This is a genomic window from Pseudomonas sp. NPDC087626 (assembly GCF_044743405.1).
Lineage (GTDB): Bacteria > Pseudomonadota > Gammaproteobacteria > Pseudomonadales > Pseudomonadaceae > Aquipseudomonas.
Window position 1 is genome coordinate 18065 of the sequence record NZ_JBIUWJ010000036.1, and the last position, 22210, is coordinate 40274.

General features: G+C 62.5%; 18 protein-coding genes and 1 pseudogene. 8 read left to right on the plus strand and 11 right to left on the minus strand.

The window, feature by feature from the left end; genetic code table 11:
* Positions 1-138: 138 nt before the first annotated feature.
* A complete protein-coding gene (locus ACIOVD_RS23765) occupies positions 139-1011 on the minus strand; it encodes a LysR family transcriptional regulator (protein WP_159993855.1) in 873 nt (290 codons plus the stop codon).
* Positions 1012-1117: 106 nt separating this feature from the next.
* Between ACIOVD_RS23765 and ACIOVD_RS23770 the strand changes: the two genes are divergently transcribed.
* Positions 1118-2614 carry an MFS transporter gene (locus ACIOVD_RS23770; RefSeq protein WP_401130549.1) on the plus strand — a complete coding sequence of 499 codons (1497 nt, stop codon included), beginning with the start codon at positions 1118-1120 and terminating at the stop codon, positions 2612-2614.
* Between the two features lie 51 nt (positions 2615-2665).
* Here ACIOVD_RS23770 and ACIOVD_RS23775 read toward each other — a convergent pair whose 3' ends face one another.
* A complete protein-coding gene (locus tag ACIOVD_RS23775; RefSeq protein WP_027618585.1) occupies positions 2666-3076 on the minus strand; it encodes an HPF/RaiA family ribosome-associated protein in 411 nt (136 codons plus the stop codon).
* A gap of 211 nt (positions 3077-3287) precedes the next feature.
* A complete protein-coding gene (locus tag ACIOVD_RS23780) occupies positions 3288-4235 on the minus strand; it encodes a LysR substrate-binding domain-containing protein (RefSeq protein ID WP_095169407.1) in 948 nt (315 codons plus the stop codon).
* Positions 4236-4370: 135 nt separating this feature from the next.
* Between ACIOVD_RS23780 and ACIOVD_RS23785 the strand changes: the two genes are divergently transcribed.
* From ACIOVD_RS23785 to ACIOVD_RS23795, 3 genes are all read left to right on the plus strand, one after another.
* Complete coding sequence (locus ACIOVD_RS23785) at positions 4371-5747, plus strand: L-serine ammonia-lyase (protein ID WP_401130552.1); 1377 nt, start codon at positions 4371-4373, stop codon at positions 5745-5747.
* 62 nt (positions 5748-5809) lie between these two features.
* Positions 5810-7111, plus strand: a complete 1302-nt coding sequence (locus ACIOVD_RS23790; protein WP_095169429.1) for a serine/threonine transporter — start codon at positions 5810-5812, stop codon at positions 7109-7111.
* Positions 7112-7437: 326 nt separating this feature from the next.
* A complete protein-coding gene (locus ACIOVD_RS23795; protein ID WP_401130554.1) occupies positions 7438-7755 on the plus strand; it encodes a DUF3509 domain-containing protein in 318 nt (105 codons plus the stop codon).
* Here ACIOVD_RS23795 and ACIOVD_RS23800 read toward each other — a convergent pair.
* Positions 7752-8252 (minus strand): phosphate-starvation-inducible protein PsiE, encoded by a 501-nt coding sequence (locus tag ACIOVD_RS23800; protein WP_095169403.1) that lies wholly within the window; start codon positions 8250-8252, stop codon positions 7752-7754. The two genes, ACIOVD_RS23795 and ACIOVD_RS23800, sit on opposite strands and share 4 nt — an antisense overlap.
* Before the next feature lie 292 nt (positions 8253-8544).
* On the opposite strand from ACIOVD_RS23800, the pseudogene ACIOVD_RS23805 reads away from it, so the two are divergent.
* Positions 8545-8808 (plus strand): annotated as a pseudogene (locus ACIOVD_RS23805) (YebG family protein); the annotation flags it as partial.
* 159 nt (positions 8809-8967) lie between these two features.
* Here ACIOVD_RS23805 and ACIOVD_RS23810 read toward each other — a convergent pair.
* Together ACIOVD_RS23810 and ACIOVD_RS23815 are read right to left on the minus strand one after the other, a co-directional pair.
* Positions 8968-10758, minus strand: a complete 1791-nt coding sequence (locus tag ACIOVD_RS23810) for an acyl-CoA dehydrogenase C-terminal domain-containing protein (RefSeq protein WP_401130556.1) — start codon at positions 10756-10758, stop codon at positions 8968-8970.
* Positions 10759-10930: 172 nt separating this feature from the next.
* Entirely contained in the window at positions 10931-11950 is a 1020-nt protein-coding gene (locus ACIOVD_RS23815; RefSeq protein WP_095169400.1) for a Glu/Leu/Phe/Val dehydrogenase dimerization domain-containing protein, read from the minus strand.
* A gap of 184 nt (positions 11951-12134) precedes the next feature.
* Here ACIOVD_RS23815 and ACIOVD_RS23820 point away from each other — a divergent pair, with 184 nt between their 5' ends.
* Both ACIOVD_RS23820 and ACIOVD_RS23825 read left to right on the plus strand, forming a co-directional pair.
* Entirely contained in the window at positions 12135-12938 is an 804-nt protein-coding gene (locus ACIOVD_RS23820; protein ID WP_095169399.1) for a SirB1 family protein, read from the plus strand.
* 58 nt (positions 12939-12996) lie between these two features.
* A complete protein-coding gene (locus tag ACIOVD_RS23825; RefSeq protein WP_401130559.1) occupies positions 12997-13827 on the plus strand; it encodes a class I SAM-dependent methyltransferase in 831 nt (276 codons plus the stop codon).
* Between the two features lie 16 nt (positions 13828-13843).
* On the opposite strand, the gene maiA is transcribed toward ACIOVD_RS23825, so the two are convergent.
* From maiA to hmgA, 3 genes are read right to left on the minus strand one after another with little or no spacing between them, the layout of a single operon-like run.
* Entirely contained in the window at positions 13844-14479 is a 636-nt protein-coding gene (maiA, locus tag ACIOVD_RS23830; protein WP_401130561.1) for a maleylacetoacetate isomerase, read from the minus strand.
* A 12-nt stretch (positions 14480-14491) separates the two neighbouring features.
* The gene (fahA, locus tag ACIOVD_RS23835; RefSeq protein ID WP_401130563.1) at positions 14492-15796 is read right to left on the minus strand and encodes a fumarylacetoacetase; all 1305 of its coding nucleotides are present in this window, start codon (positions 15794-15796) and stop codon (positions 14492-14494) included.
* Between the two features lie 3 nt (positions 15797-15799).
* Entirely contained in the window at positions 15800-17104 is a 1305-nt protein-coding gene (gene hmgA / locus ACIOVD_RS23840; protein ID WP_159993826.1) for a homogentisate 1,2-dioxygenase, read from the minus strand.
* A 162-nt stretch (positions 17105-17266) separates the two neighbouring features.
* On the opposite strand from hmgA, the gene ACIOVD_RS23845 reads away from it, so the two are divergent.
* Positions 17267-18073 carry an IclR family transcriptional regulator gene (locus tag ACIOVD_RS23845; RefSeq protein ID WP_095169395.1) on the plus strand — a complete coding sequence of 269 codons (807 nt, stop codon included), beginning with the start codon at positions 17267-17269 and terminating at the stop codon, positions 18071-18073.
* 2 nt (positions 18074-18075) lie between these two features.
* Here ACIOVD_RS23845 and ACIOVD_RS23850 read toward each other — a convergent pair whose 3' ends face one another.
* Together ACIOVD_RS23850 and ACIOVD_RS23855 are read right to left on the minus strand one after the other, a co-directional pair.
* The gene (locus ACIOVD_RS23850) at positions 18076-20631 is read right to left on the minus strand and encodes a LuxR C-terminal-related transcriptional regulator (protein WP_401130565.1); all 2556 of its coding nucleotides are present in this window, start codon (positions 20629-20631) and stop codon (positions 18076-18078) included.
* A gap of 202 nt (positions 20632-20833) precedes the next feature.
* Positions 20834-22201, minus strand: coding sequence for a DUF1329 domain-containing protein (locus tag ACIOVD_RS23855; RefSeq protein WP_095169393.1), 1368 nt, complete (start codon positions 22199-22201; stop codon positions 20834-20836).
* Positions 22202-22210 lie beyond the last annotated feature (9 nt).

The window sequence follows — 22210 nt, forward strand, 5'->3', positions numbered from 1 at the left end:
ACCTTGAAACGAAAGGAAATCTGCGCGCGGTCCATGCCAGCGCAGGGTCAACGGAGGCCAATAGTAATGATAAATATTCTCATGTGCAAAAGACTCCGATGAAAAAGCCTGGCTCCGCTGGTCAGCGCTGCGTTCTGATCAACTGCCCGCCAGGCACGACGGCGTGCCGGCCACCAACGCGTCGATGGCACAGCGCGTCTTGGCCGGCATATGAACCGCCGTGGGCCAGATCACATGGATCGGTGAAGGCTGCTCACGGTAGCTGGGCAACACGGCTTCCAGTTGTCCACGCAGCACATAGTGCGCCACCAGCCAACTCGGCAACCAGGCCAGGCCCACGCCCGCGACAGCGGCGTCGGCCACGGCCTGGAGGTCGTCCATCAGCAGCGGCGAAACCACCCGGGAACGGTGTGGGGTATTGCAGCGATAGGCGATGCCGCGGTGGCCGGCGAGGTCGTCGATCGATTCAATTGGCCCCACACGCTGCAAGTAAGCCGGTGCAGCCGCCAGGCACACGGACTGTTCACCCAGGCGGCGCGCGCTGAGGCGGTCGGTGTCGGGCAGCGGGCCGATTCGCACGGCCACGTCGAAGCCTTCCTGGGCCAGATCCACCAGCCGGTCGGCGAAGCAAATCTCGATTTCCAGTTCTGCATAACGCGCCATCAAGCCCCACAGTGCGGGCGCCGCGTAGTGATGTCCGAACGCCAGCGGCAAACTCACCCTCAAGCGTCCGCGTGGCTGTTGGCGGCCACTTTCCAACACCGATTCGGCTGCCTCCAGTTCCGCCAGTGCGCGCAGGCAATGTTCGTAGTAGGCCTGGCCATCTTCGGTGAGCCGTTGGCGACGGGTCGAACGCTGCAACAGACACGTGCCAAGCCGCGCCTCCAGCCGCGCCAAACCCTTGCCCACCGCCGAACGCGTGAGATTGAGCCGTTCGGCGGCCTCGGTCAGGTTGCCGCTTTCGACGATCTGCAGAAAGAGTTCAACGCCATCAAAACGTGGTGTGGCCATGGTGCAATTGTCGCCCTTGAATCCCCTATTCAAAGAAAATTTATCACGAATAAAGAACCAAGTTCCCGCGAGAATAACTCCCATCATTTATCCACAGGAGAATCCCATGCCACCCGCCGCCAGCTTATCGGCCGCCAATACAACCAGCACCGCCAGAAACAACCTGGCCCTCACCGCCGTGTGCCTGGTGGCACTGATGTTCGGCCTGGAAATTTCCAGCGTGCCGATCATCCTGCCCACCTTGGAACAGCAACTGGGCACCGGTTTCCAGGACGCCCAATGGATCATGAACGCCTACACCCTGGCCTGTACCAGCGTGCTGATGGCGGCAGGCACATTGGCTGACCGCTTTGGCCGTCGACGCATGCTGGTGCTGTGCCTGTGGGTATTTGCCGTGGCTTCGCTGGTGTGTGGGCTGGCCGGCAGCGCCTCCACACTGATTGTCGCGCGGTTTGTCCAGGGCATTGGCGGTGGGGCGATGATGATTTGTCAGTTCGCCATCCTCTCGCACCTGTTCCGCGACCCGGCAGCGCGGGCGCGGGCATTTGCCATATGGGGCGTGATTGCCGGCGTGGGCCTCGGCTTCGGACCGATGGTCGGCGCATTGATCCTGGCCGTGGCGGATTGGCGCTGGGTGTTCCTGGTGCATGTGCCACTGACATTGTTCACCTTGGTACTGCTGCGCGTCAGCGTGGAAGAATCCCGCGACCCGGCCGCTCATCGCCTCGATATCGCCGGCATGCTGACGTTGACGCTGTCGGTGTTTGCCCTGGTCTACTTCATCACCCAAGGCAGCGAAAATGGCTTTGTACCGGGCTGGGCGGGCCTGGCGCTGGCTGCGTTGCTGTTGTTTATCGTGATTGAGCGCCGCAGCGCGCACCCGATGTTCGACTTCGCGGTATTTCGCATCCACCGTTTCAACGGTGCGTTGATGGGCTCGATCGGCATGAACTTCAGCTTCTGGCCTTTCATGATCTACCTTCCGTTGTACTTCCAGGCCGGCCTGGGTTACGACACCCTGACCACTGGTGCGGCCCTGCTCGCCTACACCTTGCCGACCCTGCTGGTTCCGCCGCTGGCCGAGCGCCTCGCCCTGCGCTACGGCGCCGAAGGCGTCATCCCCTTGGGCCTGGGACTGATGGCTATAGGGTTTCTGGCCATGGCCGCCATCAACATGGCCGAACACCCGGATATCGGGCTGATACTGGCTAGCTGCGTGCTGACGGGCGTGGGCCTGGCGCTGACCAACTCGCCCACTACCAACACCACCACGGGCTCGGTGTCCGCCGACCGCGCGGGCATGGCGTCGGGCATCGATCTGAGCGCACGATTAATTACCTTGGCAATCAACATCGCGCTGATGGGCCTGGTGCTGTTGCTGGGCATCAGCCATCAACTGGCTGAGGTGTTGCCTGCGAGCACTGCACTGGACTGGCCGGCCATCAGCCAAAACATTGCAGCGGGTAAGTTGGATTCGCCGGGGCTGGCACTCAACAATGCCCAGGCAGCACTGCGCCATGGCGCCGGTTGGGCCATGTTGTTTGCAGGGTTGGGGGCGTGTGGGCTGGCGCTGCTGAGTCGGTATTTTTTCCGACGCAGCTAAATGAAATCGGGCCTGCAAATGCAGGCCCGCTTGTAGAGGATGAAGAACCGGTCAGCCGTTGATCACAGCATTTTCGTTTTCCAGGAATTCCTGTTCCAGTGCGTCTTCATTCACTTTGTTGATTGGCTGGTTTTTCCCGGCAGCGCGTGGCTTGCCTTGCAGTCGACCAAACAGATGTTCCAGCGCGTGTTCCAGTTTGGTGGCTGCGCTGTCGATCGCCTGTTCCAGGGTATCGCCCTTGGCGGACACCGACAGTGGTTGATGGCCTTTTGGCCGTGCTTCCAGGCGGCAACTTAAATCGTGGGGACCGGGCTTGTCGCCGTTCTCATCCCGCAGGTAGACCTCAACGCGGGTCAGGTCTTCTTCATAACGTTCGAGCGTGCTCTCAATGGTAGTACGTACCCACTCCTCCAGTCGGATGCTGCTTTCAATATGGTTATCGCTGTTGACTTGGATTTGCATAGTTCATCCCTTATTTCAGCTAGCTCGCGAGAGGTCCGGTGTAGCGTTGAATCTTCAGTGACCGTGACCTCTTACTTACAGAGTTGGGCAGACGGTGAAACAATTCAACCCCTAAAAAAAGATAAATTTTCATTGCTGAAAAAGTCGGACAACGGACAAAAGCGCTGTTAAGGTCGGGAGTTGGGTCGCCTGGTAACACTGCAACAATTACTCACATCTGCCCCTCACCCAAAGGGTGCATTCCGCGAAAGATCTGCGCCTCTTCCACCAGCCAGTCGTGCACCGCGCGTACGCCCGGATGACTCAGCGCACCCGGTGCATACAGCAGCACGTAACGTTTGTAGTTGGGCACCGCAACACCAAAGGGCACGATCAGGGTGCCGCGCTCCAGTTCATCATTGAGCAGCGTGCGCCGGGCAATGGCCACGCCCATGCCAGCAATCGCCGCCTCGATGGTCAGGTGGTTGCGATTGAACGTATGCCCACGCCGTACATCTGCACCGTCGAAGCCGATGGCGTTGAGATAGAACTCCCATTCCGCGTATTCGTAGCTGCCCCGCCAGGCGGTGATGTCGTGCAACAACGGAAAATGCACCAGGTCCGCCGGGCCGTGCAGCGGGGGGCGCCCACGCAGCAGGCTGGGGGCGCAGACCGGAAAGATCTGTTCATCGAGCAGGGCTGTGGATAACAGCCCCGGGTAGCTGCCGTCATTCAGGTCGATGGCCAGGTCGAAGTCGCCCTCGTGCAGGGCCACGCTGCTGTCCTCGGCCACCAGGCGCAACTGGATATCCGGGTAGCGCTGTTGCAAGCGTGGCAGGCGCGGGGTCAGCCATTTGCCGAGGAAGGACGGGATCGAACGCAGGCGCAGGATGCCGCTGATCATGCCGGCGTCCAGTCGGCGCAACTCTGCGTCGATGCTGCCATAGGCTTCGCCGACGGTGATCGCCAGGCGCTGGCCTTCGGCACTCAACTCGACGCCACGGGCGCGCCGATGGAACAGGCGGAAACCCAGGCGCTCTTCCAACTGACGGATCTGCTGGCTGACCGCCCCGGGGGTGATGTGCAGCTCTTCGGCACAACGGGTGAACGACAGGTGCCGCGCCGCACAGGAAAACACATGCAGCCAGACGTAAGTCTGGGCGTGAAATTGACGACTCATCGTTTAGTCCTGCTAAAGCCTGTCTTAGGAAGTTTCGTTGGTCACCGTGGACCGAGGTAGGCAGTATCGCCGACATTGCGCTCGTCCTACAAAAAATGGCAGCGATTCCTACTCCATTGCTTGTAAGGCTTTAGCATGGCTATCAGTGTTTTTGATCTCTTCAAGGTCGGCATCGGCCCGTCCAGTTCCCACACAGTCGGCCCGATGCGCGCCGCCGCCACCTTCGCCCAGGCGCTGTTCGACCAAGGCCTGCTGGCCCAGGTCTGGCGCGTCGAAGTCCGCCTGTATGGCTCGCTGTCTGCCACCGGCGTCGGCCACGCCACCGACCGCGCCTGCGTCATGGGCCTGATGGGCGAATGGCCGGACAGCATCGACCCCAACAGCATCGGCCCACGTATCCAACAGCTACGCGACAGTGGCGAATTGCAACTTGGCGGCCGCCTGAACATTGCCTTCGACTGGCAACGCGACCTGCTGCTGCTCGATGAGAGCCTGCCCTACCATCCCAACGCCATGGCGCTGAGCGCCTTTAGCGAAAATGGCCTGCTGTTCGAGCAGACCTACTACTCGGTGGGCGGTGGTTTTATCGTCGAGGCGGCCGAGGTCGAGTCCGGCACAGCAGCAGGCGATGACGTGCAGTTGCCGTACGACTTTTCCAGTGCCGCCGAACTGCTGTCGCTGTGCAACCAGCATGGCCTGCGGGTTTCCGAATTGATGATGGCCAATGAACGGGCCTGGCGCAGCGACGCGGAAATCCGCCAGGGCCTGCTGCATATCTGGTCGGTGATGCGTGAGTGTGTCGAGCAGGGTTTGCGCCACGAAGGCATCCTGCCCGGTGGCCTGGATGTGCCACGACGCGCGGCGAAATTGCACCGCAGCCTGTTGGAAATCGGCAAGCCGAACGTCATCAGTTCGACCCTTTCGGCGATGGAATGGGTGAACCTGTTTGCCCTCGCCGTCAACGAAGAGAACGCCGCCGGCGGGCGCATGGTCACGGCACCGACCAACGGCGCGGCCGGGATCATTCCGGCGGTGCTGCATTACTACATGAAGTTCAACCCCGAGGCGTCGGATGACGATGTGGTGGCGTTTTTCCTCGCCGCCGCGTCCGTAGGCATCCTGTGCAAGAAGAACGCCTCGATCTCCGGCGCCGAAGTCGGCTGCCAGGGTGAAGTTGGCTCCGCCTGCGCCATGGCCGCGGCCGGCCTGGCCGATGTGCTGGGCGCCACGCCCGAGCAACTGGAAAACGCCGCCGAGATCGGCCTGGAACATAACCTGGGCCTGACCTGCGACCCGGTCGGCGGCCTGGTCCAGGTGCCGTGCATCGAGCGCAACGCCATTGCTGCGGTGAAGGCGATCAACGCCACCCAGATGGCCCTGCGCGGCGACGGCAAGCATTTCATCTCCCTCGACCGGGTGATCCGCACCATGCGCGATACCGGCGCCGACATGCATGACAAATACAAAGAGACTTCACGGGGCGGCCTGGCTGTCAGCTGGGTGGAATGCTGAGGAGCATTCCCTGCCGCCCGTAACACGTGAGCCTGAGCAAAAATAATAACGAGGCCAAAACGATGACCGATGTACGTACACCTGCTGCCGAAAACCCCGCTGTAGATCTGACCCACGCTACGCAAACAGCCCACAAGGGCTGGAGCAAACACGACAGCACCTGGATGCTCGGCCTTTACGGCACGGCCATCGGTGCGGGCACCCTGTTCCTGCCGATCAATGCCGGCGTCGGCGGCTTCTGGCCGTTGCTGGTACTGGCAGTGCTGGCCTTCCCGATGACCTTCTTCGCCCACCGCGGCCTGACCCGTTTTGTCTTGTCGGGGCGCTCCGGCGATATCACCGAGGTGGTGGAAGAACACTTCGGCGTCGGTGCCGGCAAGCTGATCACCTTGCTGTACTTCTTCGCTATCTTCCCGATCCTGCTGGTCTACAGCGTGGCGTTGACCAACACCCTGGGCAGCTTCATGGAACACCAGCTGCACATCACCCCGCCGCCGCGGGCGGTGCTGTCGCTGGTGCTGATCCTCGGCCTGATGGCGATCGTACGTTGCGGCCAGGGCGTGATCGTCAAGGCCATGAGCGTGCTGGTGTACCCATTTGTCGCGGCCTTGCTGTTGCTGGCCCTGAGCCTGATCCCGAACTGGAACGGCGCGTTCTTCGCTTCCGCCAGTGAGGGCATGCCGCTGCCGGTGTTCTTCAAGACCCTGTGGCTGGCGATCCCGGTGATGGTGTTCTCGTTCAACCACTCGCCAATCATCTCGGCTTTCGCCGTCGACCAGAAGCACCGCTACGGTGCCCAGGCCGAAGCGAAAAGCAGCGGCATCCTCGCCGTCGCCCACAGCATGATGGTGCTGACGGTGATGTTCTTCTGCTTCAGTTGCGTGCTGGCCCTGTCCCCCGCTGACCTGGCGGCTGCCAAGGCGCAGAACATCTCGATCCTGTCGTACCTGGCCAACCACTTCCAGACCCCGGTCATCGCCTACGCCGCACCGTTGATTGCGCTGGTGGCGATCACCAAATCCTTCCTGGGCCACTACATCGGCGCCAGTGAAGGTTTCCAGGGCCTGATCGTCAAGAGCCTGCGCGGCCGTGGCCGGGTGATGTCGGCCAACTGGCTGAACCGTGCCACCGCACTGTTCATGATCCTCAGCTGCTGGGCCGTGGCGACTTTCAACCCAAGCATCCTGGGCATGATCGAAACCCTCGGCGGGCCGGTCATCGCATGCTTGCTGTTCCTGATGCCAATGTATGCGATTCGTCGCGTGCCATCTCTGCGCAAGTATTCGGGCCAAGTGTCGAACGTGTTCGTGGTTGTGATCGGCCTGATTGCACTGTCTGCGATCATCTACTCCGTTCTGCCCTGAAACGGACCGCAGGAAGCTGAGCGGCTGATGCCGCTCATCTGCTCCATGTGGGAGCTGGTGCCCGCTTGCGGCGTCCGCTTGCGGCGCCCGCTTGCGGCTTGCCAGCGATAGCGCAGTGTCAGGCGCCGCCGATGCTGGTGGTGCCGGCCCTATCGCGGGCGAGCCCGCTCCCACAGGATGGGGTCAGGCTCGCTGATCTTCAGGTGATCACCCCCGCGGGCATGCCCCTTGCTACGTCACTGCTATCTGCCGACGGTCCGGAACTGCGAACAATTGCGGGCGCAGTCGGTCAATGACTGCACGATCCAATCAAGCGGTGACGCATTATGGACAACCCCTTCCAACTGATTACCGACACCTTTGCCGCCGATTATCAGATCAACCTGAGCATTCAGGGGCTGGACGGCGGCATCATGCTGACCCTGTCCAACGCCGGGCGCATCGTCGCCAAGCGGATGATCAGCGTCGCCCAGCGCAACGATCCGCAGCGTTTGAAACGGCTGGTGCAAAGCATTCAGTTCGGCATCGCCATCGAGCAAGGGCATAGCGCCATGGCTATTCTCGAAGCCATGACCGACAGCGACAACCTCAAGTTGCCGCCGCCGATGGCCAAGGCCGCCCTGCCCCTGTCAGCCCGCCCTTAAAGCTCGCCCTTCTCGACTTCCGGGTGCTCACTGGAGCCGGCACCCACCTTGCGTTGCGGGTGCTCGATCTTCACCGAGGGGAACTGCGAAGAGGCATAACGCACCACCAGGATGGCAAACGCCAACAGCAGAATCCCGCCGCACAGGTAGATGATACCCACGTCCGGCGGGTTGTGGTGCGACACGTTGGAGATCAGCAGGCGGGTCAAGGCGGTGATCGCCACGTAGATCAGGAACCGCACGGGCATGTGGTTGGTCTTGAAATAAATCCCGACCATCGCCCCCAGTTCCAGGTAGATGAACAACAGCAAGATGTCGTCGATCTTGATGTGTCCCTCTTCGATCATGCCAAGAAATTCCATGACCGCCGCCCAGGCCGTGACCGCGCCAATGGCGAACAGGGCCAGGTAATGGAAGGTTTCGACGAACAGGTTGCCCAGGGTTTCCGCCAGCTCATGCACGTTCTGGCGAATTCGCTCCGCCCAATGGATTTTCACGTTAATTGTTCCTTAGGTCGGTTCGACCGGATGATGCGGGTTCGATATGACTGTTGTTCTGCATGCAGAAAAAAGGCCAGCGGCTGTGATGTGAGATGACGGTGGACCGGGATTGGACACTTTGTGTGTCTGAGCACTGCGCGGAGCATGGCATAGCGCCACCTGACAAACCGTGAAACCGGTCTAGATTAAAAAGCGACTACCCAAAGGACCGGGATTGGCTTATCCTTTCGCTGTATATAAATACAGTAGTCGCAATAGACAACTAATGTGAAGGCATGTGAGGTGGTAAATGGCCGTCGAAGTGGTATACCGCAGCAGCCGAGATCTGGAGCGCTTGTTCATGGATAAAGCCGAAGCTGACCGTCATGACAAAATGCTCGAACTCGCCGAGTTTCTGGCACAAGTGCTGCAAAAAGCCGTTCCGTCCCTGACCGAACAGCAAGTGGAAGAAGCCGGTATCTACATGGCGAAGAATCGCGATGTGTTCGCCAAGGCATTCAAGAGCCAGCCGGACGCCCTGACCGAACTGCTCAGCAGCCCTGCCCCGGCTGAAGCAGCGGTCGAGCCTGCTGAACCCGCCGCAGACGTCGAGCCAGGCGAACCCGCCAAGGCTGCCAAACCGGCCAAGGCGGTCAAAGCCGCGAAGTAATTACCGGCAGAATTGAACAGGCCCTGAATCACTGATCCAGGGCCTTTTTCATGCCTGTAGCGATTAGAAGGCGAAACTGGTTTCGGGCATCGCCATCAGCGACTCCGCTCCCGCCAGGACTGCCTCGCGATGGGCACTGGCCCGAGGCAAAATCCGGTCGCTGTAGAACCGCGCACTGTTCAACTTGGCCCGGTAGAACTCGACTTCCTCGGTGCCGGCGGCCAGGGCCGCTTCGGCACGGGCTGCCGCCTGCAACCAGAAGCCGGCCAACAGCACATAGGCCGAGTACTGCAGGAAGTCCACGGAGCAGGCACCAATCTCCTGCACATTGACCGCACTGATGGCGATCACGTGAGTCGTCAGCGTTCGCCATTCCAGCACCCGCGTCTCAAGCGCCAGGACCAGCGTGCTCAACTCGCTCGACAAGGCGTGACGGGCGCACCATTGATGCAGTTCGTCCTGCAGCGCAGTGAGCTGTTGGCCGCCATCGGCGAGCAGTTTTCGACGGATGAAATCCAGCGCCTGGATGCCGTTGGTACCTTCGTAGATCTGGGTGATGCGACTGTCGCGCATCAACTGCTCCATGCCCCACTCGCGGATAAAACCGTGGCCACCGTAAATCTGCACTCCGAGGCTGGCGACTTCCTGGCCCATGTCGGTGAAAAACGCTTTGACGATCGGGATTAGCAACGCCGCGCGCTGGCTCGCTTGCTTGCGCGCCTGGGCATCCGGGTGGGCATGTTCCAGGTCCAGTTGCTGCGCGGTGTAGGCCGCCACCATGCGGCAGCCTTCGAGCAGGGTTTTCTGGGTCAGCAGCATCCGCCGCACGTCAGGGTGGACAATGATCGGGTCGGCGGCTTTGTCCGGCGCGGCAGAGCCTTCCAGCGCTCGCGACTGCAAGCGTTCGCGGGCGTAGCTCAAGGATCCCTGGAACGCCCGCTCGGCAATGCCCAGGCCTTGCAGGCCAACCTGGAAACGCGCGTCGTTCATCATGGTGAACATACAGGCCAGTCCCTGGTTGGCCGCGCCGATAATCCAGCCGCTGGCACCGTCAAAGTTCATCACGCAGGTCGAGGTGCCCTTGATCCCCATCTTGTGCTCGATGGCCCCACAACTCAGGTTGTTGCGCCGCCCCAGGCCGCCGTCGGCACCGGCGATGAACTTGGGCACCAGCAGCAGGCTGATACCCTTGACCCCGGCCGGGGCATCCGGCAATCGGGCCAGCACCAGGTGCACGATGTTCTCGGAAAGATCCTGCTCGCCACCACTGATGAAGATCTTGCTGCCGCTCACCGCGTAACTGCCGTCCGCCTGGGGTACGGCGCGGGTGCGTAGCAGTGACAGGTCGGTCCCGGCCTGGGGTTCGGTCAGGCACATGGTGCCGGTCCAGGTGCCACTGACCATTTTTTCCAGGTAGAGGTTTTTCAGCGCCTGGTCACCGTGTTTGTACAGGGCCAGCACCGCGCCTTCGGTCAACCCGGAGTACACCCGAAACGACAGGCTGGCGGCCATCAGCATTTCATGAAAACTCGCCGCCACCATCTGCCCAAAACCCTGGCCGCCGTATTCGCTCGGCCCGGTCATACTGGCCCAGCCGTTGTCGACGTACTGTCGATAGGCCTGGGGAAAACCGTCGGGGGTGCTGACCTCACCGTTGGCCAGGGTGGCGCCTTGTTCGTCGCTGTTGCGGTTGAGCGGCGCCACCACCTGCGCGGTGTAACGCGCCGCTTCGTCCAACACGCCATCGATCAGTTGCCGATCAAGGCCGTTACCCAGCAACTCACAATGGGCACTTACATCGAATAGTTCATGCAGGACAAAGCGCATGTCCCGCAAAGGTGCTTGAAAGCTCATCTACGACCCTCCCGTCCATCGGCAAAATTTAGCCAGCCTCTACCTTGCCGAAAAAACCGCGGACGGCCGCAAGCCCGGCGTGACAAAAAATGCTCACCGAGCGGCTCTTGCTGAAAATAGCGCGAACAATACTGGCCCGCCTTGAACACGGGCAGGCCTGGGGAATGGGAGCTCAGCGATAAAGCAGGCGTTCCGCCAGTTCGTCCGCCACCCGCGCTGGCGAGCGTTTTTCCGCCTGGGCATGGGCGAAGACTTCAGTCAGGCGCGATCTGATTTGCGACAGATGCCCGGTGATGCTCGACAACTCATCGCCGCGGTGCTTGAGCACCACGTAGATCAGCCCACCGGAGTTGATCACATAGTCCGGCGCATAGAGGATGCCACGCCCCTCCAGTTGGTCGGCGACGCTGAGGTTGGTCAACTGGTTGTTGGCCGAACCGGCGACCGCCGCACAGCGTAACTGCGCCACGCTGTGGCTGTTGAGTACCCCGCCCAGGCCGCAGGGCGCAAGGATGTCGCAGGGGGTGCTGAGCAGTGCCTCGTTGGCAATCGGATGGGCGCCCAACTGCTCCATCGCCAGTTGCACCTTGCCCGGGTCGATATCGCTGACCAGCAACTCGGCCCCCGCGGCATGCAGTTGCTCAGCCAGGGCAAAACCGACATTGCCCAGGCCCTGGATCGCAACGCGCAAGCCTTCCAGGTTATCGCTGCCCAGGCGCGCCATGGCGGTCGCTCGAATACCGGTGAACACCCCCATCGCTGCATGTGGCGATGGGTCGCCTGAGGCGGTGGTGCTGGTGACATGCTGGGTTTGCTGGGCGATGCAGTCCATGTCAGCCACCGAGGTGCCGCTGTCGATGGCGGTGATGTAGCGGCCATCGAGTTGCTCGACACAGCGCCCGAAAGCCTCGAACAGCGCCGCGCGGTTTTCCACATGCGGCGGGCGGATGATCACCGCCACTCCGCCACCCTGGGGCAAGCCCGCCAGGGCCGCTTTATAGCTCATGCCCTGGGCCAGGCGCACAGCATCCGTCACGGCGCTTTCATCGTCGGGGTAGGCAAGGTAACGGCACCCACCGAGGGCAGGTCCCAGGCGGCTGCAATGAATGGCAATCACGGCCTTCAACCCGGTGGCTGGGTCGACGCTCAGGTGTAGAGATTCAAGGCGAGTGCTTTGCATGAGAGCGAACATCGTGGGGCTCCCGAATCACTTCCAGTAGTCGCCAGTATAGGCGCGCGGGCAAAAATTGCTGGAGCGCACCGGAATAAGCAAAGCCCCACGCCAAGGCTTTCCGGCATAACTTGCACGCCCTCGCGCGCGGCACTGGACGAATGCTTGCGACGGGGCTAAAACGGGGCATTCGCCGGAGATTTCAATGAACCCGCGCCACGCTTTTTTCGCCTGCCTGCAACGCTCGCCCCCGGCGCTTTTTGAAGCAGCGCTGTGGATCGCGGCCGAGCACGATGCGCAGGTGCAACCGCCGGTATTGCTGGAACAGTTCAAGGATCTGGTGCAGCGGGTCAGCAGTGGCCTGCCGATGTTGCCGGTCAGCGAATTGGCGCAACCGCTGCTGCGCCTGCTCAACGACCTGGGTTACCAGCAGGACGAAGCCACCCCGTTGCGTCCACAGGCGGCCTTGCTCAACAAGGTCCTGGAGCGGCGCCGCGGGCAGCCGCTGGCGCTGGGCCTGATCGCCCTGGAACTGGCTCGCCGCCTGGAGATCCCCATGGTCGGGGTCAACTTCCCCGGACACTTCCTGCTACGGGTACCCGGCGCCGATCATCTGCTCGACCCCTGCGGCGGTCGACGCTTGTATCCCAACGATTGCCGGGAGCTGCTGCAGCGCCAATATGGCCCGAACATGCCCCTCAACGCCGAGCACCTGCTGACCAGCGAGCCGCTGCAGATGCTCCAGCGCCTGTCACGCAACCTGCGCCAGTTGTACCTGGCCAACGACGACTGCATCGGCGCGCTGATAGATGCCGAGCGGGTGCTGGAACTGGGCAATGCCAACGCCAGCGACTACCTGGCCCGCGCCAGCCTCTACCAGCGCCTGGACTGCCCCAACGCCGAACGTTTCGACCTGGAGCACGCCCTGCTGCTCAGCGACGACCCGATCCAGCGCCTGCGCCTGACTGAACGCCTGGGGCATCTGCCACCCAACTCGATTGTGCATTGAAGCGATGGATGGTCCACTGGCGCCCTGGATTTTTTGCGCCACCACGGACGAGGCTGTCATGCACTTACCTTCCCCTGCGGAACGTTTCCTGGAAGATTTCCACCAGCGCCGACCTGGCACCACCAGCGTCGCGTTTGCCCACTTGTGCAGCGAACAGCATGCATCGTCCTACGCCGCGCTGGCAGCCACCCTACCGAGCTCGTCCGCCAGCCTGAGCGTACTGGACCTGGCGTGCGGCAACGGCTATCTGCTGGAACTGCTCGAGCAACTTTATCCGCAACGACTGCAGTTGACCGGCGTCGACCTCAGCCAGGCTGAATTGGACGAAGCCCGCGCGCGTTTGCCCGCCAGTGTCAGCCTGCTCAAGGAGCGGGCCCAGGCGCTGTCGCTCGGCACGGCGAGTGTCGACGTGGTGGTGTCGCATCTGGCCCTGATGTTGATGGACGACATCGAGCAAGTGCTCAGCGAAATACGCCGCGTGCTGCGCAAGGACGGTAAGGTTGCGACGATCGTTGGCCGGGGTTTTCTGTTGGGTGCGGTGGGTGAAGCGTATCTGCAGGTGTTTCGCCAAGTGGCGCAGCAGGACGCCTTGGCGCATTTACCGATGGGTGATCCGCGCATGCGTACCGAGGAGGGTTGGCGAGCGCTGTTCAGCGCCGACTTCGAGCAGGTGACGGTGCAAGACATCGATGTGGCTTGGCAGCCCGACTTCGCCGAGCTCTGGCAATCACTCAGCGCCACCTACGACGTCGATCGGCTGACACCCGCCGCCCGCGTGCAATTGCAGGAGCGGTTCAAAACAGCAATCGATCACCTGCCACACACCGACGGCACCTTCGCGACCGGCTGGGGGTTGCGCCTGATCCAGGCACACCCCCGCCAGTATTGAATGCTGGGAACCGCCGTTACGGAGTATCCGGCTGATTGGCCGGATGGGCCTGGATGAACGCCGGGTGTAGGGCTGCCAGCGCGGCAACCCGGCGAATCCGTGGATAGGCTTCAAGGCTTAAGTTGAAACGCTCGGCTGCATACAGCTGAGGGATCAGGTACACATCCGCCAGCCCCGGTGCGCTGCCAAAGCAGTAGCCCGCGTCGCCGATCAACTGCTCGACGGCCGCCAGCCCCTGGCTGATCCAGTGGCCGATCCACTCCACCACCTGCGGCTCGTCGTGGCCCAGCTGACGCAGCTTGTTGAGCACGCTGACGTTGTGCAGTGGATGAATGTCGCAGCCAATCAACGCCGCCACCGCACGCTCGTGCGCACGCAGAACGAGGTTGCCGGACAGTAGCGGCACCTGTGGATAAGCTTCTTCCAGATACTCAATGATCGCCGGTGACTGGATCAGCAGCTCGCCTTGATCGGTGCGCAAGGCCGGCACCCGGCCTTGCGGGTTGATCTGCAAGTAGGCCGGCTGACGGTGTTCACCACCTTGTGGGCCGATCAGGTTGACCGCCAGCGCCTGGTAATCCAGGCCCTTGAGTGCCAGGGCAATGCGCACCCGGAACGACGAGGTCGAGCGGTAGTAGGTAAAGAGCTCCATTGGCCGATCCTCTCAGCGCGCTGGCAGGATCTTGCCCCGGCATTCGCCGAAGCCGATGGACGCAAAACCGTCACGGCTGCAACGCGCGCGCAGGATGATTTCGTCGCCGTCCTCGAGGAACTTGCGCACTTCGCCGGATGCCAGCTCGATCGGTTTTTTGCCGCCCTCGGTGATTTCCAGCAGGCTGCCGAACTGACCGCTCTCAGGCCCCGACAAGGTGCCCGAACCGAACAGGTCGCCGGCCTGCAACTGACAGCCGTTGACGCTGTGGTGCGCGACCATCTGCGCCACGGTCCAGTACATGTGCTGGGTGTTGCTCAGGGTCAGACGGTGCGCCGGCAGATTCTGCTCGCGCATGGCTTCGGTCAGCAACAACACTTCCAGTTCGATATCAAAGGCGCCTGCGGCCTGGTCGCGGTTGTCGAGCAGATACGGCAGCGGTTGCGGATCGCCCTGCGGACGCGCCGGCTGGGCAAGACGGAAAGGCTCCAGGGCCTCGGCGGTGACGACCCAGGGCGAGATGCTGGTGATGAAGCTTTTCGACAGGAACGGCCCCAGTGGCTGGTACTCCCAGGCCTGGATATCGCGTGCCGACCAATCGTTGAGCAGGCAGAAACCGGCGATGTGCTCAGCGGCGTCGCCGATGGCAATCGAGTCGCCCATGGCATTGCCCTGGCCGATCCAGATCCCCAGTTCCAGCTCATAGTCCAGGCGCGCGCACGGACCGAAAGTCGGCTCGCTCTGGCCGGCTGGCAGGGTTTGGCCTTTCGGGCGACGGACCTCGGTGCCGGACGGGCGAATGGTCGACGCGCGGCCGTGGTAGCCAATAGGCACGTACTTGTAGTTCGGCAGCAGCGGGTTATCTGGACGGAACAGTTTGCCGACGTTCTGCGCGTGCTCGATGCCCACGTAGAAGTCGGTGTAGTCGTTGATTCGGGCCGGCAGGTGCATCTGGCAGTCGGCGGCCAGGTGCAGCAGCTTGGCGCCCTGGGCTTCGATCTTGCCGCGCAGGGTGCTGCCTTCGGCCAACAGTTCGAGCAAGCGCTCGCGCAGGGCAACACGGGGGCCCCGACCAAGTTCGAAGAAGGCGTTCAACTGGCCGCCACGGGTGGCTTGCACCGCCGTGCGGGCCGCACCGTCAAACAGGCCGGCGTCGAGCGCTGCCTCGAGGTCGAAAATCTGCTCGCCGATCGCCACACCGCTGCGCGGCGCCGAACCCTGGGTGCTGAACACGCCCAATGGCAGGTTCTGCAATGGGAAATCCGCGTGGCCGTTGGCACAGGCAACCCAGCTAAGAGTGGGGGTGGTCTGGGTCATGGGTTATCTCCGGTTCGGGTTGAAAGTGGCGGGCAGCGAGGCCCAGCAAGCATCGTAAGTGTTTTGCAGTTGCGGGCAATCCAGGGCGAAGCGGCTTGGGCGCAGCACCTGGCTGGTCTCGAACATAAAGGCCATGGTGTTGTCGATCTTGCTCGGCGCCAGCTCGGCGTTGATCGCCTTGGTACAGGTTTCGCCGTCCGGGCCATGGGCGCTCATGCAGCTGTGCAAGGACGCACCGCCGGGCAGGAAGCCTTCGGCCTTGGCGTCGTATTCACCCTGGATCAGGCCCATGAACTCGTTCATCAGGTTGCGGTGGAACCAAGGTGGACGGAAGGTGTTCTCGGCCACCATCCAGCGCGGAGGGAAGATCACGAAGTCGAGGTTGGCCAGGCCGTGGACACTGGTCGGCGAGGTCAACACGGTGAAGATCGACGGGTCCGGGTGATCGAAGCTCACCGTGCCGATGGTGTTGAACCGTCGCAGGTCGTACTTGTACGGCACGTTATTGCCGTGCCAGGCCACCACGTTCAATGGCGAATGATCGAGCTCGCAGGCCCACAACTCACCGAGGAATTTCTGCACCAGGGTGGTCGGTTGCTGGAGGTCTTCGTAGTGCGCGACCGGGGTCAGGAAGTCTCGCGGGTTGGCCAGGCCATTGCTGCCAATCGGCCCCAGGTCCGGCAGGCGCAGAGGCGCGCCATGGTTCTCCGCCAGGTAGCCACGAGCCTGCGGATCGAGCAGCTCGATACGAAATTTCAGGCCACGTGGCAGCACGGCGATTTCCAGCGGCGCAAGCTCCAGCACACCGAGCTCGGTGGCGATGCGCAAACGCCCCGCCTGCGGTACCAGCAACCACTCGCCATCGGCGTTGAAGAACACCCGCTCCATCGAGCGATTGGCGCCGTAGTGATAGATGCTGATGCCGGCCGGTTTCTCCGACCCCGAGTTGGCCGCCATGCTCACCAGGCCGTCAATGAAGTCGGTCGGCTCGGCAGGAATGGCCAAGGGGTTCCAACGCAGGCGGTTGGGCGTGACCTCGCCCAGCGGGCCACCGGCCAACTGCCGCTCCAGCTTGACGAATGCCGGGTGATTGGCCGAGGGCTGGATGCGGTACATCCAGGTCCGCCGCGCTTCGCTGCGCACCATGGTGAACGCGGTGCCGGAGAACAGTTCGGTGTAGAGGCCGTACGGGGCTTTTTGTGGCGAGTTCTGGCCGACGGGCAAGGCGCCGGGCAGGGCCTCGCTGGAAAATTCGTTGCCAAAGCCTGACTGGTAAGCCAGCGCTGGCGCCGTTGAATCGAGGTTCATGGAGCCTCCTGAACAGGGAGTAGGCCGTGGCCATGGCTCCGCTTCAGAGTTTTGGCACGTCCAGGTTATTTTTATCGTAATTCGATTACGCATAACGTAATTTGATTGGTATTGACCGTCAAGCTATAAAGACGCCCATTCATCTATAGATACGACCCCTCCATGGAAAAGCCGCGCGCCACCAGCGACAGCAACGGAAAACAGAAAGTCCGCTCGGCCGAGGTGGGCACCGACATCCTCAAGGCCCTCGCCGAGCTGTCGCCCTCGACCTCGTTGTCGCGCCTGGCCGAACATGTGCAGATGCCAGCGAGCAAGGTGCACCGCTACCTGCAGGCGCTGATTGCCAGCGGTTTTGCCGAGCAGAATGCCGCCACCAATCACTACGGCCTGGGACGCGAGGCCCTGCGTGTCGGCCTGGCCGCACTGAACAGTATGGACGTGCTGAAAGTCGCCGCCCTGCCCCTGTCGGAGCTGCGCGACGAACTGAACGAGACCTGCTTCCTCGCGGTCTGGGGCAACCAGGGCGCGACCGTGGTGCATATCGAGCCGGCGGTGCGGGCAGTCACGGTGGTGACCCAACTCGGCTCGGTCCTACCGCTGCTGAGTTCGTCCACAGGACTGGTATTCAGCGCCTACCTGCCCCACCGCGAAACCGCCGAGTTGCGTGAGCAGGAAGTCGGCGCAGCCCAGTCCCATCCACTGGCCAGTGAACTGGCCTACGCCAGTTTGTGCGAACAGATTCGCGGACGCGGCCTGCACCATGTGCACGGTTTGCTGATGCCGGGGGTGGATGCGCTTTCGGCACCGGTGTTCAACGCAGTCGGGCAGGTCGCCGCAGTGCTGACCATCGTCGGGCCGACCTCATTGTTCCATGCCGACGAAAACGGCCCGGCCGCCCAGCGCCTGCTGGCCGCGACTCGGGCCGTAAGCTGGCGCATGGGGCATGACGGCGGCACCCACCCGGCCTGAGCTCAGGCGAAAAAGCCCAGCGCCTTGGCCTTTGCCACGGCCTGGGTGCGCCGCTCGACCGCCAACTTGCCGTTGATCCGCCGGGCGTGGGTCTTGACCGTGTGCAGGGAAATGAACAACTGCTCGGCGATTTGCAGGTTGGAGTTGCCTTGGGCGATCAGGCTCAGCACTTCTATTTCGCGCTGACTCAGGGGATTGTCGCGAACGCACGCCGGCGCCGGCTCCGGTGTTGTCGCCTGGGTCTGCGGCGCAACAAACAAGCACGGCAGGCTGCGTTGCAACTCTGCCAGTGCCTGATGCAGGTTGCAGCGTTCGACCAGCACCTGCGCAGCCTGCAGCGCCGCCCTGGCCTCGACGGGCTGGCCCAACAGCCACGCCACCTGCGCCACGCTCAGTTGCAGCACGGTTTCCAGCCCCAGCATCCCGCATTGACGCGCCTGCAGCAGTTGGGCATTGAGCTGCGCCAACGGCTGTGAGGCCTGGTGCAGATACACCTGGGCGACGACCAACAGGTATTCCAGGCGCGGAATCAGTTCCAGGCTCGCCGGCGGGGCCTGTCGGGCCTGCGGTCCGTGGTAATGGCGCAGCACCCGGGTCAGGGCTTCGTGAGCCAGTTCCGGGCGCCCCTGTTGCAACCAGAAGTGACTGCTGACTTGCAGCAGTACCCCGCGATACACCGTGTCGGGAATATGCCGGCGCTGCATCATGCGTTCGGCGTCGCGCAAATGGATAAAAGCCTGGGCGAAATCCCCCTGGTTGGCGGCCACCTGCGCCAGGCCCAGGTACCCATACAGCACGCGTTTGTCGTGACTGCGCAAACAAGCCTCGAGCCCGCTTTCGAAAAACTCGATGGCCCGAGCCTCCTGCCCCTGGCACAACGCCAACCGACCGCGCCGCAGGGCAATTCGCCCCAGCAACGGGGTGGCGGACCTGGCGTGCTGGCACAGCAACTGGTGAATGCCGCTCAATAGGCTTTCGGCACGATGGGGCGCACCGCGCTGCTCGAGCAACTGCGCGTGATCGAGCTCCAGCAGGCCCTCGAACAGCAACGCCCCCTGGGCTCGCGCCAGGCACAGCGCCTCACGATTGAGCGCCTGCGCGACATCCAGCTCGCCACGCAGCAAGGCCTGTTGGGTCAGGCCGGATAAACACAGCAAGCGAGCGGGCCAGGCGCTGACCGGCAGGTCCTCCAGGGCTTCGAGAAAATGCCCGCGGGCCGGCGCCATCCGCCCCTGCAGGTGCAGCAGCCAACCCTGTTGCGCCTGCCACCGCGCCACCAATTCGCGTTGCTGGGCGGCGGACGGTTGCGGCGCAAAACGCGCCATGTGCTCGATGCACAGGCCGGCCTCTTCAAAGCGCCCGGCAAACAGCAAGGCAGCCGTGATCAACCCGACCAGTTGCGCACTGCACAGCAGCAAGTCGGCGCCTTGCTGCTCATACAGACGCAGCAATAACACCACATTGTGCTGCTGGAACAAGTGTTCGAAGCCAAAGTGCTGCAACAGGCTGATAGCCATTTCGTATTCGTCGGCCAACAACGCCTGTTCGAACGCCGCCTGCCAGTCTTGCCCAGCGACGAACCACTGGCAGGCCCGCCGATGCCATGAGCGACCGGCTTCCCAGGCCTCATCGCGCACCAGTTGCGCCACCGGTGCAAAGACCTGCAGCCACTCGGCGGAGTCTTCCCAGGGTTCGATGAAACACCCCAACTCCTGCAGGGTTCGCATCAAGTGCCCACCCTCGCCCGCGCCGAACAAATGCTCGCACAACCCCAGGTTAAATCGCGGCAGATGGGCCAGCACTCGCCAGGCTTCGACCCACTCCGGTGCCAAGCCGCTGAACAGCTCATGCTGCAGGTAATCAAGCATGATCGCCGAGCGCCCCTCCTTGAGCTCGCTGGCACTGCGGCCGTTACCATCTTGCAAAGCCACGCGCACGCTGGCACACCAGCCACCGCTGCGCTGGAAGATCCGTTCGCTGGCATTGGCGCACAACGAATGGGGAAGCTGGACGATCAATTGCTGGATTTCGCCACGACTGAACGCCAGCTCGGGGCCGGCGCCCTCGTACAGGTCATCGTTGAGCAATAAGCGTGGCCAGTTGCAGTGCGGCCGCCTACGCCCACCCAGCCACCAGGTCAGGGCCGGGCTGCTATGGGTCAACAGGCGATCGAGCAGGGCATCGAGCTGCGGGGCGGGCACACGGCAGTAGTCATCCAGAAACAACCAGGTGGGTGTCTGCCAACGAGCCAGGCAGGCCAGCAACTGCGCCTCGTTGTCGACCACCAACCCGAGTGCCTGGGCCACCGCCCGAGAAAACTCCTCAGGACTCGAGGCGACCCCATTCAACGCCAGCCAGTGCACCGTACACGTCGCCGGGGCCTGCAACAGGCACTCGGCGAACAACGCGCTCTTGCCGCTGCCTGCCGGCGCGCAGAGCAACCTCACCCGGGCGGGCGAGGTCAGCAACGGCTGCGCCAGACGCTCGCGGCGTACGTGCAGGGAAGACAGGCGGGGCAGGAATCCCGGGCGGTCCAGACAGTGCGTCATGGCGGTCATTGCAGCGGACCTTTTTATATTTGTGAACCCACCCTAGCCCTCTCTCGCGGCCTTGTTGAGAAACATTCAGAAGGCTGATTGCTAGCCATAAAAAAACGACCCAGAGGTTAATGCCGATCAATCAGGGCGACAGCTCGCACCAGGTGCCTAGCTCGCTTGAATGACTGGCATCAACCCGTGGGTCGTCCTCGCCACAGTGGCCTTAACGCACGCCTTCAGCGCGCAATGCCGCTGGTGTGTAGTCCGCCGCCTTGGCATCGAAGCCGAAGACGAAGCTGTGCTTCTCTTCGTTTTTCATGCCCAGGGCGATGTAGCGGCCGGCGATGATGTCGTACAGCGCTTCCAGGGTGTACGCCTGGGCCTGGTGATCGTAGTAGTACTGGGAATGTCCTTCTGCCACACGCCACAGTTGGCCGCGACCGTCGTAGTGGTCGACCAGCGCCACCTGCCAGCTGTCTTCATCGATGTACATGTGGCGCTTGGCGTAGATATGCCGTTCGTTGGGCTTGACCGTACCGACCACTTCCCAGACCCGGTGCAGTTCATAACGCGTCAGGTCCTGATTGATGTGCCCGGCCTTGATCACGTCGTCGTATTTCAGGCTCGGCGAATCGAGCTTGTAGCTGTTGTAGGGGATATAGACTTCTTTCTTGCCGATCAGCTTCCAGTCATAACGATCCGGCGCACCGGAGAACATGTCGAAGTTGTCCGAGGTACGCAGGCCATCAGCGGCCGTGCCCGGTCCGTCGTAGGCCACTTGCGGCGCACGACGCACGCGACGCTGGCCGGCGTTGTAGATCCAGGCCAGGCGCGGTTCCTTGACCTGGTCGAGGGTCTCATGGACCAGCAGCACGTTCCCCGCCAGGCGCGCCGGCGCGGTCACCGACTGCTTGAAGAAGGTCAACACGTTGGCGGCTTTTTCCGGGTCCAGGTCCTTCATCAACTGGGGTACGGCGATTTCTTCTTCAAAGCGAATCGGCGTGTAGGCACCGTTGGTCTGCGGAGTCACCTGGGTGATGATGCGCTTGAGGTTGCCACCGTGGTAGCGGGTGATGTGGTTCCACAGCACCTCGACCCCGTTCTTCGGAATCGGGAAGGCGTAGTAGCGATTACCGGTGAAATTGGCCAGGCCATTGCCGTCGTTGATGCTGTTCACGTTCAGCGCGCTGCGCTTGGCCGACTCGTAGATCTCGGGCGGCACGGCCACGGTACGGTGGGTCGGGTAGACGGGAATCCGGTAGGTCTCGGGGTAGCGCTTGAACATTGCCACCTGGCCGTCGGAGAGCTTGGCCTTGTATTTGTCGACGTTGGCCGCGGTGATGGTGAACAGCGGTTTTTCACTGGCGAACGGGTCGGCCAGGAAACCCTTGCTGTCGACCGCACCGGCATTTTTGGGAATGCCGCCGGTCCAGGCCGGGATCGAGCCGTCGGCATTGCCGGCCTTCTCCGCGCCCAGCGGGGTCAGGGTGGTGCCGAGTTTGTTGGCTTCTTCCGGCGACACTGCCGCCATCACGTTGGCCGCCAGCAGGCTCAGGGCCAGGGCACCGCATTGCAGAATCATCTTGCGCATAAGGTCATC